This window comes from Streptomyces sp. NPDC008238 (genome assembly GCF_042956445.1).
GTDB lineage: Bacteria > Actinomycetota > Actinomycetes > Streptomycetales > Streptomycetaceae > Actinacidiphila.
The window spans coordinates 7,435-29,958 of the sequence record NZ_JBIBGK010000013.1 but is presented as its reverse complement, the minus strand read 5'-3'; the positions used below and the strand labels follow the sequence as shown (position 1 = coordinate 29,958).

Annotated in this window: 1 protein-coding gene (only partly in view); it reads right to left on the bottom strand. The window is 74.1% G+C overall.

Annotated features, from left to right (window positions below; genetic code table 11):
* Positions 1 to 22,524 carry the 5' portion of an SDR family NAD(P)-dependent oxidoreductase gene (locus ACFZAU_RS24680; RefSeq protein ID WP_500553971.1) on the bottom strand. The gene continues 5,034 nt to the left of window position 1, outside the view, so only the first 22,524 of its 27,558 coding nucleotides appear in the window; it begins with the start codon at positions 22,522 to 22,524; its stop codon lies off the left edge, out of view.

Genomic DNA, 22,524 nt, shown 5'->3' with positions numbered 1-22,524 from the left:
GACCCCCTCGGGAACAGCCGTCAGACGACTCGAGTAGTCGTGGTACATCACACCGGCGAAGACACCGGTGTGGCTGCCGCGCATCGCGGCCGGGTCGATGCCCGCGCGCTCGAACGCCTCCCACGAGGTCTCCAGGAGCAGACGCTGCTGCGGGTCCATCGCAACGGCCTCACGCGGCGAGATCCCGAAGAACGCGGGGTCGAACCGGCCGGCGTCGTGCAGGAAGCCGCCGGACTGGGTGTAGGTGGTGCCTCGGCCGTCCGGGTCCGGGTCGAACAGCGCGTCCAGATCCCAGCCACGACCCTGCGGGAACGGCGAGATCGCATCGCCGCCACCCAGCACCAGCCGCCACAGATCCTCGGGGGTCTCCACCCCGCCCGGATACCGGCAGCTCATCCCCACGATCGCGATCGGCTCGTCGTCCAGCACCCCGGCCCGCACCGGTACCGACGCCGTACCGACCGGCTCGACCAGACCCAGGACCTCGCCCAGCAAGAACTCCGCGAGCGCCCCGGCCGTCGGGTAGTCGAAGACCAGCGTCGCCGGCAGCCGCACACCCGCCACCGAACCCAACCGGTTCCGCAGCTCGACCGCGGTCAGCGAATCGAAGCCCAACTCCTTGAACGCACGATCCGCGGGCACCTGGTCGACCGAACCATGACCCAGAACACCCGCCACCTCACCCCGCACCACATCGAGTACGGCCTCGGCCCGCTCATCCTGGGGCAGCGCTGCGAGCTGCCGGGCGAGCTTGCCCGCCGCGGCCGAACCGGCCTTCGCGGCGCGGCGAGTGGGAACGCGCACCAGGCCGCTCAGCAGCGGCGGCAGCATCCCGCTGCCCGCCTGGGCGCGGAGCGCGGCCAGGTCGAGCTTCATGGGCACGAGGACTGGGGCCTGGGTGGCGTGGGCGGTGTCGAAGAGGGCGAGGCCCTCGTCCTCCGTCAGAGCGTCTACGCCGCCCCGACCGGAACGCACCACCTCGTCTGCCATGCCGCCGTCCCACAGGCCCCAGGCCAGCGACGTCGCGGCCAAGCCCTGCTCCCGGCGGTGCGCGGCGAGTGCGTCGAGGAAGACGTTCGCGGCCGCGTAGTTCGCCTGACCGGCGCCACCGAAGACACCGGCGGCGGAGGAGAAGAGGACGAAGGCCGCCAGGTCCATGCCCTGCGTCAGCTCGTGCAGGTTCCACGCCGCGTCCACCTTCGGACGCAGCACCGCCGACAGGCGCTCCTGGTCCAGGGACGCGATGACACCGTCGTCCAGGACACCAGCGGTGTGCACCACCGCCGACAGCGGACGCTCCGCCGGAATGGCATCGAGCACCGCCGCCAGGCCGTCCCGGTCGGCCACATCGCACGCCGCCCACGCCACCGACGCACCCAGGCCCGCCAGTTCGGCGGACAGGTCCGCGGCGCCCGGAGCGTCCTCGCCGCGACGGCTGACCAGCAGCAGATCCCGCACCCCGTACTCGGACACCAGGTGACGCGCGAACAGCCCGCCCAGCGCACCACTGGCACCCGTCACCAACACTGTGCCATCCACCACCGGAGGTTCGGCGTCGGGATCCGCGACGGCCCGCGCCAGGCGCGGCGCCAGGAACGCGCCGTCCCGGACGGCGACTTCCGGCTCACCGGTGGCCAGCGCCGCCGCCACGATCTCCGGGGCGATCTCACCGTCGAGGTCGACCAGACCGAACCGGCCCGGATTCTCCGACTGCGCCGAACGGATCAGACCCCACACCGGGGCGTGCACCAGATCCGCGACCTCGTCGCCGGGTGCAGCGGCCACCGCGCCCCGGGTCAGGAACACCAGACGCGAGTCCGCGAACCGCTCGTCGCCCAGCCACTCCTGCACCAGGGCGAGCACCCGGCCGGTCTCCGCATGCACGGCACCGGCAACATCCGGCACCGACTCGTCGGCCACACACGGCACCACCAGCACCGCCGGAACCGCGCCGCTCTCAGCCTCGAAGGTCTCGAGTCCGGCACTCGCCAGCGTCCAGTCGTCGACCGAACCGCCGGCCGACACCGGCGACCACTCGACGCGGAACAGTGCATCGCCCTGACCGGCACCCGGCCCGGTGAACTGCTCCGGCGAGAAAGCCCGCAGCACGAGACCGGCCACGGACGCCACCGGGACACCCTCGGCGTCCGCCAGCTCCAGCGCGACGACATCACGGCCCGTACGCGCCAACCGCACCCGTACCTCGGACGCGCCGACGGCGTGCACGGTCACGCCCTGCCAGGAGAACGGCAGCTTCGCCTCACCGTCCGCGCTGTCGGTCCCGCTCACGCCCAACGCGTGCAGCGCCGCGTCGAGCAGCGCCGGATGCAGCCCGAAGGCAGCCGCCTCGACCTCCACCGACTCCGGCAGCCGCACCTCGGCGAACACATCGTCGCCGAGACGCCACACCGACCGCAGACCGCGGAACACCGGCCCGTAACCGAAGCCGGCATCCGCCAGGCCCTCGTACAGCCCGTCCATCGCGACCGGCTCAGCTCCGACCGGCGGCCACACCGCCAGATCGAAGCCCGGCACCGCGCCTCGCTCGGCCAGCACACCAGCGGCGTGCCGCACCCACGACGCATCCTCCGCCGCACCCTCGAACCGCGAATGCAGCACCAGCGCCCGCCGGCCCTCACCGTCACCGGCGCCCACCGACAGCCGCAGCTGCACACCACCGTGCTCCGGCAACACGAGCGGCGCCTCAAGCGTCAGATCCTCCAGGACCTCACACCCGACCAGCTCACCCGCACGCACCGCCAACTCGACGAAGGCGGTACCCGGCAGGAGCACCGAGCCCATGACCGCGTGATCGGCCAGCCACGGGTGCGTGCTCAGCGACAGACGACCGGTGAACACCACCCCATCCGAATCCGGCAGCTCGACCGCCGCACCCAGCAACGGATGATCCGCCGCACCGAGACCGAATCCTGTGGCATCGCCGGGGCCGGCCTGTGCGCCGCCCGACTCGAGCCAGAACCACTCGCGCTGGAAGGCGTAAGTTGGCAGTTCGACCTGTCGACCGCCGGTCGGCGCGAAGTACGCCTCCCAGTCCACGGTGACTCCGGCGGTGTAGGCCTGGGCCAGAGCAGCGGTCAGAGTGCCGACCTCAGGCCGGCCGCCGCGCAGTGCCGGGGCGAAGGTGGCTCCGTCCTCGGTCAGGCACTCCTGCGCCATCGCCGACAGGACACCGTCGGGGCCGAGTTCGAGATACGTGGTGACGCCCGCGGCCTCCAGGGCGCGGACACCGTCCAGGAAGCGCACAGCCTCACGCACGTGCCGCACCCAGAAGTCGGGCGAGGCCATCTCATCCGTGACGACCGCACCGGTGAGGTTGGAGACGACCGGAAGGCGCGGGGCCTCAAACGACAGCCCCTCGACCACCTCGCGGAACGCGTCCAGCATCCCGTCCATGTGCGGCGAGTGGAATGCATGACTGACCGTCAGGCGCTTCGACTTCCGATCCCCGAAGGACTCCACGATCGCGACCGCGGCATCCTCGTCACCCGCGATGACCACCGCCTGCGGGCCGTTGACAGCGCCGATGCTCACCCGCTCGTTCAGCAGCGGCAGGACCTCGTCCTCCGACGCCTGCAACGCGATCATCACACCACCCGAAGGCAGCGCCTGCATCAGCCTTCCCCGAGCCTCGACCAGCGTGCACGCGTCCTCAAGCGACAGCACCCCCGCCACATGCGCGGCAGCGATCTCACCCACGGAGTGACCGGACACGAAGTCCGGCTTCACACCCCACGACTCCAGCAGCCGGAAGAGAGCGACCTCCACCGCGAACAACGCCGGCTGCGCGAACTCCGTCCGGTCCAGCGCCTCGGCGTCATCACCGAACAGCACATCCAGACCCAGCCGCTCACGCACCGCGTCCAACGCCCGCGCGAACACCGGATAGGCGTCATACAACTCGCGACCCATCCCCAGCCGCTGACTCCCCTGCCCCGTGAACAGGAACGCCAGCTTGCCCGAGGTCGGGGACGCACCCCGCACCAGGCCCGCTGCAGCGTGTCCCTCGGCCAGGGCGGCCAGGCCGCTCAGCAGCTCGTCGCGGTCCGCTGCCACGACCGCCGCACGCTGCTGGAATGCGGCGCGCCTGGTGGCCAGGGAGTAGGCCACATCGGCGGTGCTGATCTCCGGGGCCTCTTCGAGGAGGTGCGTGTGCAGGCGGGCCGCCTGGTCGCGCACTGCCTCCTCGGTCTTCGCCGACAGCACGTAGGGCAGTGCGGTGGTTGCCGGCGCGGCGGGGGTCGGCCGAGCCTTCGTCATCGGAGCGAGGTCGTCGGGGGCCTGCTCGATGATCGTGTGGGCGTTGGTGCCGCTGATGCCGAAGGACGAGATGCCGGCGCGGCGCGGGCGGCCGGTCTCGGGCCACGGAACCGAGTCGGTCAGGAGGGAGACAGCGCCCTCGGACCAGTCGACGTGCGGGGTCGGCTCGTCCACGTGCAGGGTCTGCGGCAGCACGCCGTGGCGCATCGCCATGATCATCTTGATGATGCCCGCGACACCAGCCGCGGCCTGCGTGTGGCCCATGTTGGACTTGATGGAGCCGATCCAGAGCGGCTGCTCGTCGCTGTGCTCCTGGCCGTAGGTGGCCAGGAGGGCCTGGGCCTCGATCGGGTCGCCCAGGGTCGTGCCCGTGCCGTGGGCCTCGACCGCGTCGATCTCGTCACCCGACAGGCCCGCGCTCGCGAGCGCGGCGCGGATCACCCGCTGCTGCGACGGGCCGTTCGGCGCCGTCAGGCCGTTGCTCGCACCGTCCTGGTTGATCGCCGAACCCCGGACCACCGCCAGCACCGGGTGGCCGTTGCGGCGGGCGTCGGACAGCCGCTCCACGAGCAGCATGCCCGCGCCTTCGGCCCAGCTCGTACCGTCCGCCGCCGCAGCGAAGGACTTGATCCGGCCGTCGGGAGCCAGACCACGCTGCCGGCTGAACTCGGTGAAGGTGCCCGGCGTCGCCATGACCGTCACACCACCGGCGAGCGCCATGGTGCACTCGCCGTTGCGCAGTGCCTGGATCGCCCAGTGGAGCGCCACCAGCGACGACGAACACGCCGTGTCGACCGTGACCGCCGGGCCCTCGAGCCCGAACGCGTACGACACACGACCCGAGGCGATGCTCCCGGAGTTGCCCGTGCCGAGGTATCCCTCGACGCCGTCAGGCACGGAGGTGATCCGGGTGGCGTAGTCGTGGTACATGATGCCCGCGAAGACGCCGGTACGGCTGCCGCGCATCGCGGCCGGGTCGATGCCGGCCCGCTCGAACGCCTCCCACGAGGTCTCCAGGAGCAGACGCTGCTGCGGGTCCATCGCCACCGCCTCACGCGGCGAGATCCCGAAGAACGCGGGGTCGAAGCGACCGGCGTCGTGCAGGAACCCGCCCGACTGCGTGTAGCTCGTCCCCCGGCCGTCCGGGTCCGGATCGAACAACGCGTCCAGATCCCACCCACGACCCTGCGGGAACGGCGAGATGGCATCGCCGCCACCCAGCACCAGCCGCCACAGATCCTCGGGGGTCTCCACCCCACCCGGATACCGGCAGCTCATGCCGACGATCGCGATCGGCTCATCGTCCAGCACCCCGGCGCGCACCGGCACCGACGCCGCACCGGCCGGCTCGACCAGACCCAGCACCTCACCCAGCAAGAACTCCGCCAGCGCCCCGGCCGTCGGGTAGTCGAAGACCAGCGTCGCCGGCAGCCGCACACCCGCCACCGAACCCAACCTGTTCCGCAACTCCACCGCGGTCAGCGAATCGAAGCCCAACTCCTTGAACGCACGATCCGCCGGCACCTCATCAACCGAACCATGACCCAGAACACCCGCCACCTCACCCCGCACCACGTCCAGCAGCGCGGCGAGGCGCTCGTTCTCGGCGAGTCCGACCACCCGCTCACGCAACGCGGACGCGCCGGCCGCGGCACCGTGCGCGGCCGCCCGGCGGGCCGGGACGCGGACGAGCCCGCGCAGCAGGTCGGGAAGCATCCCGCTGCGCGCCTGGAGACGGAGGGCGGGCATGTCCAGCGGCAGCGGAACGAGCAGCGGCTCGGTCGTGCGCTGTGAGGCGTCGAAGAGAGCGAGGCCGGTCTCAGGGGCCAGGACGGTGATGCCGCCCCGGTTGATCCGTCCGCGATCGGTCTCCCCCAGGTCCCCGCCCATGCCGCCGTCCCACAGGCCCCAGGCCAGCGACGTGGCGGCCAGACCCTGTGCCCTGCGGTGCGCGGCGAGCGCGTCCAGGAAGACGTTCGCGGCGGCGTAGTTCGCCTGGCCGGCGCCGCCGAACACACCGGCGGCGGAAGAGAACAGGACGAAGGCAGCCAGATCCATGTCCCGTGTCAGCTCGTGCAGGTTCCACGCCGCGTCCACCTTCGGACGCAGCACCGCCGACAGACGCTCCGCCGTGAGCGATGCGACGACACCGTCGTCCAGGACACCCGCGGTATGCACCACAGCCGTGAGCGGACGCTCCGCCGGAATCGCCTCCAGCGCCCCGGCCAGCGCATCGCGCTCGGCGACGTCGCACGCCGCCCACGACACCGACGCACCCAGCTCGGCCAGTTCAGCGGTCAGGTCCGCAGCACCCGGGGCATCCTCGCCACGGCGGCTGACCAGCAGCAGGTTGCGCACCCCGTACTCGGACACGAGATGGCGGGCGAACAGGCCGCCCAGCTCACCACTGGCACCCGTCACCAACACCGTGCCCTGTGCGTCCAGCCCACGCACGATGTCGTCGCCCGCCACCGCGGCGGCCAGCCGCGGCACGCGGAGCGTGTCCCCGCGTACGGCGAGCTGGGCCTCGGCGGTCGCCAGCGCCTTGGACAGTACGTCCCCGGCGAGCGAGTCGTTGTCCTCGTCGACGTCGATCAGGCCGAACCGGCCCGGGTTCTCCGACTGCGCCGACCGCACCAGGCCCCACAGCGAGGCGTGCGCGAGGTCCGCCACGTCCTCACCCGGCAGGGCGGCGACGGCGCCCCGCGTCAGGAACACCAGACGCGAGTCGCCGAAGCGCTCGTCGCCCAGCCACTCCTGCACGAGGTCCAGCGCCCGCTGCGCGGCGCCGTGCGCGGAATCCGCGACGTCCCTCGCCGGCTCGTCCGTCTCGCACGGTACGACCAGCACCGCCGGGACGGTCCCACCCTCGGCGGCCACGCCGCGCAGCGCCGCCAGGTCGGCGAACGCCTGGGATCCGGCGCCCAGCAGCATCCAGTCGTCGGCCACGGAACCGGCGGCATCGGCGGTCCGGAGCTCGGGCCAGTCCAGGCGGAACAGGGCCTCGCGGGTGACGTCCTGGGCCGTGCTCAGCTGGTCGCGGCTCGCACCGCGCAGAGCGAGGCCGGCCACGGACGCCACCGGCGCACCGGTGGCGTCGGCGATCTGCAGGGCGGCCTCGTCGCCGTGGACGGAGGTGAACCTCACGCGCAGCGCGGACGCGCCGACGGCGTGCACGGTCACGCCCTGCCAGGAGAACGGCAGCTTCGCCTCACCGTCCGCGCTGTCGGTACCGCTCACGCCCAACGCGTGCAGCGCCGCGTCCAGCAGTGCGGGATGCACTCCGAACGCTCCCGCCTCGGCCTCCACCGACTCCGGCAGCCGCACCTCGGCGAACACGTCCTCACCCAGACGCCACACCGACCGCAGCCCACGGAACACCGGCCCATAACCGAAACCGGCATCCGCCAGGCCCTCGTACAGCCCGTCCATCGCGACCGGCTCGGCCCCGGCCGGCGGCCACACCGCCAGGTCGAAGCCCGGCACCGCGCCTCGCTCGGCCAGCACACCAGCGGCATGCCGCACCCACGACGCATCCTCCGCCGCACCCTCGAACCGCGAATGCAGCACCAGCGCCCGCCGGCCCTCACCGTCACCGGCGCCCACCGACAGCCGCAGCTGCACACCACCGTGCTCCGGCAGCACCAACGGCGCCTCAAGCGTCAGATCCTCCAGGACCTCACACCCGACCAGCTCACCCGCACGTACCGCCAACTCGACGAAGGCAGTACCCGGCAGCAACACCGAGCCCATGACCGCGTGATCGGCCAGCCACGAGTGCGTGCTCAGCGACAGACGACCGGTGAACACCACCCCGTCCGAATCCGGCAGCTCAACTGCCGCACCCAGCAACGGATGATCCGCCGCACCGAGACCGGCCGACGCGACGTCGCCCTGCGAGCGACCCGCGTCCAGCCAGTAGACCGAGCGCTGGAACGCGTAGGTCGGCAGGTCGACGCGCTGGGGGCGGTCGGGGACGAAGTACGTCTGCCAGTCGACGGGAACACCGCGCACGTGGGCGGTCGCGACCGCCGTGAGCAGCGTCTCGGCCTCCGGACGACCGTTCCTCAGAGCCGGGGCGAAGGCGGCGTTCTCGCCGGTCAGGCACTCCTGCGCCATGGCCGACAGGACGCCGTCCGGGCCGAGTTCGAGATACGTGGTGACGCCGGCGGCCTCCAGGGCCCGGACGCCGTTCAGGAAGCGCACGGCTTCACGCACGTGCCGCACCCAGAACTCGGGCGAGGCCATCTCGTCCGTGACGACGGCACCGGTCAGGTTCGAGACGACCGGAAGGCGCGGGGCCTCAAACGACAGCCCCTCGACCACCTCGCGGAACGCGTCCAGCATGCCGTCCATGTGCGGCGAGTGGAATGCATGACTGACCGTCAGCCGCTTCGACTTCCGGTCACCGCAGGACTCCACGATCGCGACCGCGGCATCCTCGTCACCCGCGATGACTACCGACCGCGGGCCATTGACGGCGGCGATGCTCACCCGCTCGTTCAGCAGCGGCAGAACCTCGTCCTCGGCCGCTTCGAGGGCGATCATCACACCACCCGAAGGCAGCGCCTGCATCAGCCTTCCGCGAGCCCCGACCAGCGTGCAGGCGTCCTCAAGTGACAGCGCCCCGGCGACGTGGGCGGCGGCGATCTCGCCGATGGAGTGACCGGACACGAAGTCCGGCTTCACACCCCAGGACTCCAGCAGCCGGAACAAGGCAACTTCCACCGCGAACAACGCCGGCTGCGCGAACTCCGTCCGGTCCAACGCCTCCGCGTCGTCACCGAACAGCACATCCAGCCCAAGCCGCTCACGCACCGCGTCCAACGCCTGCGCGAACACCGGATAGGCGTCGTACAGCTCACGACCCATCCCCAGCCGCTGACTCCCCTGCCCCGTGAACAGGAACGCCAGCTTCCCGGCACCGGCGGCGCCCCGCGTCACCATTCCCGACGGGCCGTCCGCCGCCAGCGCGGCCAGGCCGCGCAGCAGCTCGTCCCGGTCCGCTGCCACGACCGCCGCACGCTGGTCGAACAGGGCGCGGCTGGTGACGAGGGAGTGGCCGATGTCGGCGGGGCGGGCGTCGGGGTGGGCCTCGACGTGGGCGTGCAGTGCGCCGGCCTGGGCGCGCAGCGCTTCCGGCGTCCGGGCGGACAGGAGCCACGGGAGGGTGCGCGCGGCGGGCGCGTCCCCGGCCGGGACCGAGGCCGGGACCGTGTCGGGGGCCTGCTCGATGATGGCGTGGGCGTTGGTGCCGCTCATGCCGAACGAGGAGATGCCGGCGCGGCGCGGGCGGCCGGTGTTGGGCCAGTCCATCTGTTCGGTCAGCAGGGAGACCGCGCCTTCGGACCAGTCGACGTGAGGGCTGGGCGCGTCCACGTGCAGGGTCTCCGGCAGCACGCCGTGCTGCATCGCGAGGACCATCTTGATGATGCCCGCGACACCGGCCGCGGCCTGGGTGTGGCCGAAGTTGGACTTGATGGAGCCCAGCCACAGCGGCTGGTCATCGGTCTTGTCGCGGCCGTAGGTGGCCAGGAGCGCCTGGGCCTCGATCGGGTCGCCCAGGGTCGTGCCCGTGCCGTGCGCCTCGACCGCGTCGACGTCCGCGGCCGTCAGGCCGGCGTTCGCGAGCGCGGCGCGGATCACCCGCTGCTGGGACGGGCCGTTCGGGGCCGTGAGGCCGTTGCTGGCACCATCCTGGTTGACCGCCGAGCCGCGCACCACCGCCAGGACCGGGTGGCCGTTGCGGCGGGCGTCCGACAGCCGCTCCACGAGCAGCATGCCGGCGCCCTCGCCCCACGCGGTGCCGTCCGCGGCGGCCGCGAAGGGCTTGCAGCGGCCGTCGGCGGCGAGGCCGCGCTGGCGGCTGAACTCGGTGAAGACGTCGGGCGTGGTGATGATGGTGACGCCGCCCGCGAGGGCGATCGTGCACTCGCCGTTGCGCAGGGCCTGCGCGGCGAGATGCAGGGCGACCAGCGACGAGGAGCACGCGGTGTCGACGGTGACGGCCGGGCCCTCGAAGCCGAAGGTGTACGAGACGCGGCCGGAGGCGATGCTGCTGGAGCCGCCCGTGCCGAGGTAGCCCTCGACGCCTTCGGGGACCGTGTTCAGCCGCGAGACGTAGTCGTTGTGCATCTGGCCGACGAACACGCCGACCTGACGGCCGCGCAGGTCGCCCGGGTCGATGCCGGCCCGCTCGAACGCTTCCCAGGACGTCTCCAGCAGCAGCCGCTGCTGGGGGTCCATGGCCAGGGCCTCGCGCGGGTTGATCCCGAAGAACGCGGGGTCGAAGTGGTGGGCGTCGTAGAAGAAGCCGCCTTCGCGGGCGTAGGAGGTGCCGGGGCTGTCGGGGTCGGGGTTGTAGAGGCCGTCGAGGTCCCAGCCGCGGTCGGTGGGGAGGTGGCCGATGCCGTCGCGGCCGTCGGCGAGCAGGCTCCAGAGGTCCTCGGGGGTGCGGACGTCGCCGGGGAAGCGGCAGCTCATGGCGACGATCGCGATGGGGTCGTCGGCCTCGGCGGCGTTCGCGGCCCGGCCGGGGACGGCGGCGGCTGCTGCGGCCGCGGCCTGCGAGCCGAGGAGTTCGTCCTTGAGGTAGCCGGCGAGCACCGTCGGCGTCGGGTAGTCGAAGACGAGGGTGGCGGGCAGGCGGATGCCGGCGGTCGCGCCGAGCCGGTTGCGGAACTCGACGGCCGTCAGCGAGTCGAAGCCGAGGTCCTTGAAGGCGCGGGTGGGTTCGACGGCGTCCGGGGTGGCGTGGCCGAGGACGGCGGCGACCTGGCCGCGGACGAGGTCGAGCAGGAGGGCGTCTTGTTCGTCCTCGGGGAGGCGGACGAGCCGGTCGACGAGCGGCGTTCCGCCGCCGGCCGCGGGTGCACCGGCGGCGGCGCGGCGGGTCGTGGTGCGGACCAGGCCGCGCAGGAGGTGGGGCACCATGCTGGCGTCGGCCCGGCGCAGCGGGGCGAGGTCGAGGTGCATGGGGACGAGGAGGGCGTCGCCGGTGCCGCGGGCGGTGTCGAGGAGGGCCAGGCCCTCGTCGGAGGACAGGCCGAGGACCCCGGAGCGGGTCATGCGGTCCTTGTCGGCTGTGTCGAGTTCGCCGGTCATGCCGCTGGCCTCGGCCCACAGGCCCCACGCGAGGGAGGTCCCGGCGAGGCCGTGGGCCTGCCGGTGGCGGGCGAGGGCGTCGAGGAAGGCGTTGGCGGCGGCGTAGTTGGCCTGGCCGGCGCCGCCGAAGGTGCCGGCGGCGGAGGAGAAGAGGACGAAGTCGGCGAGGTCGAACCGGCGGGTGAGCTCGTGCAGGTGGAGCGCCGCGTCGACCTTCGGACGCAGGACGGTGTCGAGGCGCTGCGGGGTGAGGGAGTCGATGACGCCGTCGTCGAGGACGCCCGCGGTGTGCACGACGGCGGTCAGGGGGTGCTCGGCCGGTACGGAGTCGAGCAGGGCGGCCAGTGCGTCGCGGTCTGCGGTGTCGCAGGCGGCGACGGTGACCTCGGCGCCCAGGGCGCGCAGTTCGTCCGCGAGTTCGCGGGCGCCGGCGGCGGATGCGCCGCGGCGGCTGGTGAGCAGCAGGTGGCGGGCGCCGCGCGCGGTGACGGCGTGCCGGGCGACGAGCGCGCCGAGGGTGCCGGTGCCGCCGGTGATGAGGACGGTGCCCTCGGGGTCCCAGGCGGTGGGCAGGGTCAGCACGATCTTGCCGACGTGGCGTGCCTGGCTGAGGTAGCGGAAGGCCTCGGGGGCCTGGCGCAGGTCCCAGGCGGAGACCGGGACCGGCCGCAGGGCGCCCGCGTCGAAGAGGGCCAGCAGTTCGGTGAGCATCTCCTGGATGCGGTCGAGGCCGGCCTCGGTCAGGTCGAAGGCCTGATAGGTGACGCCGGGGTGAGCGGCGGCGACGTCCTCGGGCGAGCGGACGTCGGTCTTGCCCATCTCCACGAAGCGTCCGCCGCGCGGCAGCAGCCGCAGCGAAGCATCCACGAACTCCCGCGCCAGGGAGTCCAGGACGACATCGACACCGCGTCCGCCGGTGGCGGTGCGGAAGGCGTCCTCGAAGTCGAGGGTGCGGGAGGAGGCGATGCGGTCGTCGGCCAGGCCGAGTCCGCGCAGGGTGTCCCACTTGCCGGGGCTCGCGGTGGCATACACCTCGGCGCCCCAGTGGCGGGCCAGCTGGACGGCGGCCATACCGACGCCACCCGCCGCCGCCTGGATGAGAACGGACTCGCCACCGCGCAGTCCCGCGAGGTCGTGCAGCGCGTAGTACGCCGTCATGAAGACGATCGGCACCGACGCCGCCTCGGCGAAGGTCCAGCCGTCCGGCATCGGGGCGACCATCCGCCGGTCGACGACGGCCAACGGACCGAACGCGCCGGGCAGCATGCCCATGACGCGGTCGCCGGGGGCGAGATCGGTGACGCCGGGGCCGGTCTCCACGACGAGGCCGGCGCCCTCGCTTCCCATGAGGCCCGGGTCGCCCGGGTACATGCCGAGGGCGTTGAGGACGTCACGGAAGTTCAGGCCGGCCGCTCGGACGGCGACCCGCACCTCTCCCGGCGCCAGCGGCGCCTCGGACTCGGGGCTGGGCAGCAGGGTGAGGTTGTCCAGGGTGCCCTTGTCCTGGATGTCCATGCGCCAGGCGGTGGTGTCCGCGGGCGGGGTCAGCGGTGTCGTGGCGGGGACCCGGGCGAGGCGGGGCGCGTGGACGGTGCCGCGGCGGACGGCGAGTTGGGGTTCGCCGGTGGCGAGGGCAGCGGACAGCGCCTGCGCGGAGGCGGGGTCGCCGTCGAGGTCGACGAGGACGAACCGGTCGGGGTTCTCGGACTGCGCGGTGCGGACCAGGCCCCACACGGCCGCGTGGGCCAGGTCGGCGACGTCCCAGTCGCTCTGGGTGGCGACGGCGCCCCGGGTGACGAGCACCAGGCGCAAAGCGGCGAGGCGGTCGTCGGCGAGCCAGCTCTTCACCAGGACCAGCACCTCGTGTGCGGCAGCGTGCACGGAGTCCGCAAGGGCGTCGGGGGCCGCGGCGCGGACGAGGTGGGCGAGAACGTACGCGGGCGCGGGGGCGCCGGCCGCCTCGATGGTGGCGGTGAGGGCGTCCAGGCCGCTGTGGGCGGTGGTGTCGACGCCGGGGACGTCCAGCGCCACGGGCCCGACGCAGGCCCACGGCGCGCCGGCGGCGGGGGCGTCGGCGGGCAGGGGCAGGGTGGCCCAGTCGACGCGGTACAGGGACTCGTGGTGGGCGGAACGCGCGCTGCCGATCCGGTCCGCGGAGACGGGCCGCACCATGAGGCTGCCGACGGTGGCGACGGGCGCGCCGGTGGTGTCGGCGATGCGCAGGGAGAGGGTGTCCTCGCCGCCGCTGGTGAGGTGGACGCGCAGTGCGGAGGCGCCGGCGGCGTGCAGGGACACCTGGCGCCAGGAGAAGGGCAGCCGGCCGGGGCGTTCGCCGTCGGGGGCGGGCTGGACGAAGGTGCCGTGCAGGGCGGCGTCGAGCAGTGCCGGGTGCAGGCCGAAGCGGGCGGCTGCGCCCTGCTGGTCGTCGGGCAGGGCGACTTCGGCGTAGACGTCGTCGCCGGACACCCACGCGGCGCGCAGACCCTGGAAGAGCGGGCCGTAGGCGAAGCCGCCCTGGCCGAGGTGGTCGTACAGCCCGTCCACGCCGACGGCTTCGGCGCCCGGTGGCGGCCAGGCGGTGAGGTCGAAGGCGGGGACGGGTGCTCCGGTGGTGAGCACGCCGGTGGCGTGCCGGGTCCACGGCTCGTCGGCGGGGGCGTCGTGGTCGGTGGACCAGATGTCCAGGGCGCGGCGGCCGGTCGTGTCGGGGGCGCCGACGGCGAGCTGCATGCGGACGACGGCGCCGGGCGCGAGGACGAGGGGGGCTTCGAGGGTGAGTTCCTCCAGCAGGTCGCAGCCGGCCTGGTCGCCCGCGCGGACGGCGAGTTCGACGAAGGCGGTGCCGGGCAGGAGGACGGAGCCCATGACGGCGTGGTCGGCGAGCCAGGGGTGGGTGTCGAGGGAGAGGCGGCCCGTCAGCAGGAACCCTTCGCCGTCGGCGAGGGCGACGGCGGCGCCGAGCAGCGGGTGGTGGGCGGCGCCCAGGCCGGCGGACTCGACGTCGCCGACGAATCCGGCCGGCGTCTCCAGCCAGAACCGTTCCCGCTGGAAGGCGTACGTGGGCAGGTCCACGCGCTGCGCGCCCGTCCCGGCGAAGTACGCCTGCCAGTCGATCGCGATGCCCCGGGTGTGGGCGGCGGCCAGCGCCTCGGTCAGAGCGTCGGCCTCGCCGCGGTCGCGGCGCAGGGCGGCCAGGAAGACGGGGGCGTCGGCGGGGTCGGCGGTCTCGGGGAGGCAGTCGCGGCCGAGGCCGGACAGCACGCCCTGGGGGCCGAGTTCGAGGTAGGTGGTGACGTGTTCGGCGTCCAGGGTGCGGATGCCGTCGAGGAAGCGGACGGCCTCCCGGACGTGCGCGACCCAGTGGCCGGCGGTGCGCAGTTCGTCGCCGGCGAGCCGCCCGGTGAGGTTGGTGACGACGGGGACGGTCGCCCGATGGTAGGTGATCGACTCGGCGACCTCGCGGAAGTCGTCGAGCATGCCGTCCATCAGCGGGGAGTGGAAGGCGTGGCTGACGGTCAGGCGCCGGGTGCGGCGGCCGCGGCGCTCGAACTCGGCGGCGATCTCCACGGCGAGGGTCTCCTCGCCGGAGATGACGACGGCGTCGGCGGCGTTGACGGCGGCGATGCCGATCCGGTCCTCGTGGCCGGCCAGCAGCGGCAGCACCTCGTCCTCGGCGGCCGCCAGGGCGATCATCGCGCCGCCCTCGGGGAGGGCCTGCATGAGCCGCCCGCGGGCGGCGACGAGCCGGGCCGCGTCGGGGAGCGTGAGGACACCGGCGACGTGGGCCGCGGTGATCTCGCCGATGGAGTGGCCGGAGACGTAGTCGGGGCGGACGCCCCAGGACTCGACGAGCCGGTAGAGCGCGGTCTCCAGCGCGAACAGAGCGGGCTGGGTGTACGCGGTGCGGTCGAGTTCGTCGCCGTCGGACGCGAACAGCACGTCCTTCAGGGGGCGTTCGAGGTACGGGGCGAACTCCTCGCACACCGCGTCCATCGCGGCGGCGAACACGGCGTACGTGTCGTACAGTTCGCGGCCCATGCCGGGGCGCTGGCTGCCCTGTCCGGTGAACAGAATCGCGGTCCTGCCGTCGGCGGCGGTGTGGCGGACGACGTGGGCGCCGTCCTGGTCGTCGGCGAGCGCGGCGAGGCCGGCGAGCAGCCCGTCGCGGTCGTGGGCGACGACGGCGGCCCGGCGGTCCAGGGCGGTGCGGGTGGTGGCCAGCGACAGCGCCACGTCGGCGGGAGCGGCGTCGGGCCGCTCGGCGAGGTGGGCGGTCAGGCGGGCGGCCTGGGCGCGCAGCGCGGCGGGGGTGCGGCCGGACAGCACGAAGGGCAGCGGGGCGGTCGCGGGGACGGCCGCCGGGGCGAGCGCGGTGACGTCGGCGGCGTCGGCCGGGGGCTCCTCGATGATGACGTGCGCGTTGGTGCCGCTGACGCCGAAGGAGGAGATGCCCGCGCGGCGGGGGCGGTCCGCCGCCGGCCAGGGCTCGGCCTCCGTCAGCAGGGAGACGGCGCCGGCGGACCAGTCGATGTGCGGGGACGGCTCGCCGATGTGCAGGGACTGCGGCAGGACGCCGTGCCGCATCGCGAGGACCATCTTGATGATGCCGGCGGCGCCTGCGGCGGCCTGGGTGTGGCCGATGTTGGACTTGATGGAGCCCAGGCGCAGCGGCTGGTCCGCGGCGCGGCCCTGGCCGTAGGTGGCGAGCAGCGCCTGCGCCTCGATGGGGTCGCCGAGCGTGGTGCCGGTGCCGTGCGCCTCGACGGCGTCGACGTCGGCGGTCGTCAGGCCCGCGCCGGCCAGGGCGGCGCGGATGACGCGCTGCTGGGAGGGGCCGTTGGGCGCGGTGAGGCCGTTGCTGGCGCCGTCCTGGTTGACGGCGGTGCCGCGGACGACGGCGAGGACGCGGTGGCCGTTGCGGCGGGCGTCGGAGAGCCGTTCGAGGAGGAGCATGCCGGCGCCCTCGGCCCAGCCGGTGCCGTCGGCGTCGGCGGAGAAGGACTTGCAGCGGCCGTTGGTGGACAGGCCGCGCTGGCGGCTGAAGTCGATGAAGGTGTCGGGGGTCGACATGACCGTGACGCCGCCGGCGAGGGCCATGTCGCACTCGCCGCTGCGCAGCGCCTGGACGGCCAGGTGCAGGGCGACCAGCGAGGAGGAGCACGCGGTGTCGACGGTGACCGCAGGGCCCTCCAGGCCGAGGGTGTACGAGACGCGGCCGGAGGCGACGCTGCCCGCGGTGCCGGTGCCGAGGTAGCCCTCCAGGCCCTCGGGCAGGGCGGCCAGCCGGGTCAGGTAGTCGTGGTACATCACGCCGGCGTAGACGCCGGTGCGGCTGCCGCGCATCGAGGTGGGGTCGATGCCGGCGCGTTCGAAGGCCTCCCAGGACGTCTCCAGCAGCAGCCGCTGGTGCGGGTCCATGGCGAGGGCTTCGCGCGGGTTGATGCCGAAGAAGTCCGGGTCGAAGTCGGCGGCGTCGTGGAGGAATCCGCCCTCGCGGGTGTAGCTGGTGCCCGCGCGTCCGGGGTCGGCGTCGTAGAGCGCGGCGAGGTTCCAGCCGCGGTCGGTGGGGAACGGGGTGATGGCGTCGACCGAGCCGGCGACGAGCTGCCACAGCTCGTCGGGGGTGGTGACGCCGCCCGGGTAGCGGCAGCTCATGCCGACGATGGCGATCGGCTCGTCGTCGGTCGCGGTGACGGCGGTGACGGCCTTGACCGGGGCGGAGTCGACGTCGTCGCCGAGGAGTTCGGTGCGCAGGAACGCGACGAGCGCGTTCGGGGTCGGGTAGTCGAAGACGAGGGTGGCGGGCAGGCGCACCCCGGTCGCCGAGCCGAGGCGGTTGCGCAGCTCGACGGCGGTCAGCGAGTCGAAGCCGAGTTCCTTGAAGGCGCGTGCCGGGTCGACGGCCTCGGGGCCGGGGAAGCCGAGGACGGCGGCGACCTGGACGCGGACGGTGTCCAGCAGGAGGCGGTCGCGTTCGGCGGGGGTCAGCGGCAGGAGCCGGCCGGCGAGCCCGCCGGCCGGGGCGGCCTCGGCGGTGTCGGCGGCGCGGCGGGCCGCGGGGCGGACCAGTGCGCGCAGCAGTGCGGGCACCATGCTCGCGTCGGCCTGGCGCAGGGACGCCAGGTCCAGGTGCATGGGGACGGCGGTGGGCTCGCCGACGGCGCGGGCGGTGTCGAGCAGCGCCAGGCCCTGCTCGGAGGAGAGCGCGGCCACGCCGGCGCGGGAGATCCGCTCCAGGTCGGTGTCGGCGAGGTCGGCGGTCATGCCGCTGCGTTCGGCCCACAGGCCCCAGGCGAGCGCGGTGGCGGGCAGCCCCTCGGCGTGGCGGCGGTGGGCGAGCGCGTCGAGGAAGGCGTTGGCGGCGGCGTAGTTGGCCTGGCCGGGGCCGCCGAGGGTGCCGGCGGCGGCGGAGAACAGGACGAACGCGGCGAGGTCGTTGTCGCGGGTCAGCTCGTGCAGGTGCACGGCGGCGTCGACCTTGGCGGGCAGGACGCGGTCGACGCGCTCGGGGGTGAGCGCTTCGAGGATGCCGTCGTCGAGGACGCCCGCGGTGTGCACGACGGCGGTCAGCGGACGGTCGGCGGGCACGGTCGCCAGCAGCGCGGCCAGCGCGTCGCGGTCGGCGGTGTCGCAGGCGGCGAGGGTGACCTCGGCGCCCAGCTCGCGCAGGTCGGCGAGGAGTTCGGCGGCGCCGGGGGCGGCCTCGCCGCGGCGGCTGGTCAGCAGCAGCCGGCGTATGCCGTGCCGGGTGACGAGGTCGCGGGCGACGAGCCCGCCGAGGGTGCCGGTGGCGCCGGTGACGAGGGCGGTGCCGTCGGGGTCGAGGGCGGGCGCCTGCTGCTCGGGCGTCGCGGCGACCCGCGTCAGACGCGGGACGAGGACCTTGCCTTCGCGGACGGCGAGTTGGGGTTCCGCGCCGGCGAGGGCGAGCGCGCCGGGCAGGGCGCGCAGGGACTCCTCGCGTCCGTCCAGGTCGGCCAGGACGAAGCGGTCGGGGTGCTCGGACTGGGCGGAGCGCAGCATGCCCCACAGCGGGGCGTGGGCGAGGTCGGCGACGTCGGCCCCGGCCGTGGTGGCGACGGCGCCGCGGGTGACGAACACCAGGCGGGAGGCGGCGAATCGGTCGTCGGCGAGCCAGGCCTGGGCGAGCGCGAGGGCGTCGTGCAGGGCGGTGCGGACCGCGCCCGGCAGGTCGGCGTCGAGGGAGGTCTCCCCTCCGTCGCCGAAGGGCACGACGACGGCCTGCGGGACGGGACCGCCGGCCGCCAGGGCGGCACCGAGCGCGTCCAGGCCGGCATGGACGGCCGCGGTGGGCAGGGCGCCGGTGAACGCGCCGCCCGCCTCGCCCAGCACGGCCCACTGGCCGGCGGCGACGGTGGTCGCGGCGGGCGCCGGGACGCCCGTCCACTCGACGCGGAACAGCGACTCGTGGAAGGCCGTGCGCGCGGCGTGCACCTGCTCGGGCGAGACCGGCCGCAGCAGCAGCCCGTCCACGGAGGCGACGGGGGCGCCGGTCTCGTCGGCGAGGGTGACCGAGACGGTGTCGTTGCCCGCGGGCGCGAGCCGGACCCGCAGGGCGCGGGCGCCGACGGCGTGGAGGGCGACACCGCTCCAGGAGAACGGGAGCCTGCCGTGCTCGGTGTCCTCCAGCAGCGAGCCGATGCCGACGGCGTGCAGGGCCGCGTCCAACAGCGCGGGGTGGACGCCGAACAGGCCGGCCTCGGCGTGCGCCTGCTGCGGCAGGCGGACCTCGGCGAACACCTCGTCGCCTCGCTGCCAGGCGGCGGTCAGGCCCTGGAAGACGGGGCCGTAGGCGAAGCCGGACTCCGTCAGGTAGTCGTACAGGCCGTCGACGACGACCTCGTCGGCGCCCGCGGGCGGCCACTCGGCGAGGTCGCCGGCGGACGGGGTGGCGCCCGGCGCGGCGGGGGCGAGGACACCGGTGGCGTGGCGGGTCCAGGCGCCCTCGCCCCAGGTGTCGTCGGCCGCGTCCTCGGGACGCGAGTGCAGGGTCAGCGCGCGGCGGCCCTCGGCGTCGGGCGCGCCGACGGCGAGCTGGATCTGCACGCCGCCGTGCGGGGGCAGCGCCAGCGGCGCCTCGAGGGTGAGTTCGTCCAGCAGGGGGCAGCCGGTGTGGTCGCCGGCCTGGAGGGCGAGTTCCACCATGGCGGTGCCGGGCAGCAGCACGGTGTCCATCACCGTGTGGTCGGCGAGCCAAGGGTGGGTAGCGAGCGAGAGCCGGCCGGTGAAGAGGTGGCCGTCGCCGCCGGCCAGAGCGATGGCGGCGCCCAGCAGCGGGTGGTCGGCGGAGCCGATACCGACGGCGGTGACGTCGCCCGCCCAGGCGGTGGGCTGCTCGGGCCAGAACAGCTCGCGCTGGAAGGCGTACGTGGGCAGGTCCACGCGGCCGGCGCTACGGCCAGCGAACACGGCCCGCCAGTCGACGGCGACACCGTGGACGTGGGCCTGCGCGACCGCGCCGGCCAGGGCGGCCGGTTCGGCGCGGTCGGCGCGCAGCACGGGCACGAAGAGGGCGTCCGGGTCGTCGACGCACTCCTGGGCGAGGGCGGTCAGCACCCCCCCGGGTCCCACCTCGACGAAGGCGGTGACGCCCTGGGCGGCCAGCCGGCGCACGCCGTCGTGGAAGCGGACGGCCTCGCGAACGTGGCGGACCCAGTAGTCGGCGGTGCCGATCTCGTCGGCGGTGACGGAGGCGCCGGTGAGGTTGGAGACGATCGGGATGACCGGCGGCCGGTAGTCAATGGTCCCGGCGATGTCGCGGAACGCCTCCAGCATGCCGTCCATCAGCGGGGAGTGGAAGGCATGGCTGACCGTCAGGCGCTTGGTCCTGCGGCCCTGGGCGCGCAGCTGCGCGGCGACCGCCTCGGCGGCGTCCTCCTCGCCGGAGACGACGACGGAGCGCGGGCCGTTGACGGCGGCGATGCCCACCCGGCCGGTGAGCAGCGGCGTCACTTCCTCCTCGGCGGCCTCGACGGCGATCATGGCGCCGCCGGTGGGCAGCGCCTGCATCAGCCGGCCGCGGGCGGCGACCAGGCGGGCCGCGTCGGGCAGGGTGAGGACGCCGGAGACGTGGGCGGCGGTCAGTTCGCCGATGGAGTGGCCGATGAGGAAGTCGGGGGCCACGCCCCACTGTTCGAGCTGCCGGAAGAGGGCGACCTCGACCGCGAACAGCGCGGTCTGGGCGTGGGCGGTCTGGTCCAGCAGGGCGGCGCGCGGGCTGTCCTGCGGCGCGAACAGCACGTCGTACAGCGGGGTGTCGAGGTGCCGGTCGAGTGCGTCGCGGACCTCGTCCAGGGCGCGGGCGAAGCCGGGGTGGGTCGCGTACAGGTCGCGGCCCATGCCGGGGCGCTGGCTGCCCTGTCCGGTGAAGAGGAACGCGGTCTTGCCCTCGCCCGCCGTGCCGAGGACGGCCTCCGCGGGCTCCTCGGCACGGTCGGCGTCCGCGAGCAGGTCGAGGCCGGCGAGCAGGGCGTCGCGGTCGGCGGAGAACAGCACGGCCCGGCGGTCCAGGGCCGCGCGGCTCGTGGCGAGCGAGAAGCCGAGGTCGGTCAGGCCCGCGGCGTCGGCGGCCAGTTCGGGGTGGGTGCGCAGGTGTGCGGCGAGGCGCTCCGCCTGCGCGCGCAGGGCGGTCCCACCGTGGCCGGACAGCAGCAGCGGCACCGGGCCGTCGGCGCCCTGCACGGCCTCGGCCGCGGGGGCGGCGTCCTCGGCGGAGGGCTCCTGCGGCTCGTCGGCGCTCGGGGCCTCCTCGATGACGGTGTGGGCGTTGGTGCCGCTGACGCCGAAGGAGGAGATGCCGGCGCGGCGCGGCTGCCCGGTCGCGGGCCACGGCACCGACTCGGTGAGCAGGGCGACGTCGCCGGAGGTCCAGTCGACGTTGGTGGAGGGCGCGTCGATGTGGAGCGACTTGGGCAGGACGCCGTGCCGGATCGCTTGCACCATCTTGATGATGCCCGCGACACCGGCGGCGGCCTGCGTGTGGCCGATGTTCGACTTGACCGAGCCCAGCCACAGCGGGCGCCCGTCGGGACGGTTCTGGCCGTAGGTGGCGAGGATCGCCTGCGCCTCGATGGGGTCGCCGAGGGTGGTGCCGGTGCCGTGCGCCTCGACGACGTCGACCTGCGCGGGGCTGAGCCCGGCGTTGGTCAGCGCCTGGCGGATGACGCGCTGCTGGGACGGGCCGTTGGGGGCGGTGAGGCCGTTGCTGGCGCCGTCCTGGTTGATGGCGGAGCCGCGGACGATCGCCAGCACGGGGTGGCCGTTGCGGCGGGCGTCGGAGAGCCGCTCGACGAGCAGCATGCCGACGCCCTCGCCCCAGCCCGTGCCGTCGGCGCCGTCGGCGAACGGCTTGCAGCGGCCGTCGGGGGCGAGGCCGCGCTGCCGGCTGAACTGGATGAAGGCGCGCGGGCTCGACATGACGGTGACGCCGCCCGCGAGGGCGATCGTGCACTCCTCGTTGCGCAGCGCCTGGACCGCCAGGTGCAGGGCGACGAGCGAGGCGGAGCAGGCGGTGTCGACGGTGACCGCCGGGCCCTCAAGGCCGAAGGTGTACGACAGGCGGCCGGAGATGACGCTGGCCGCGTTGCCGGTCATCAGGTATCCCTCGACGCCCTTGGGGACGTCGTGCAGCATTTCGGGATAGTCCTGGCCGTTGGTGCCGATGAACACACCGGCCTTGCTGCCGCGCAGGGTGCCCGGGTCGACCCCGGCCCGCTCGAAGGTCTCCCAGGCGGTCTCCAGCAGCAGGCGCTGCTGGGGGTCCATGCCGAGGGTCTCGCGAGGGCTGATCCCGAAGAACGCGGCGTCGAACTCCCCTACGCCGTTGAGGAATCCGCCCTCGCGGGTGTAGCTGGTGCCTTCCTGGTCGGGGTCGGCGTCGTACAGCGAGTCGATGTCCCAGCCGCGGTCGGACGGGAAGTCGGTGATGGCGTCGCGGCCCTGGGCGACCAGGTCCCATAGGCCCTCCGGCGACGTGATGCCGCCGGGAAACCGGCAGCTCATGCCGACGATCGCGATCGGCTCCGGTTCCGCCGACTCGACCTCGCGGAGCCGTTGCCGGGTCTGGTGCAGATCGGCCGTCACCCGCTTCAGGTAGCCGAGGATCTTGTCCTGATCTGCCAT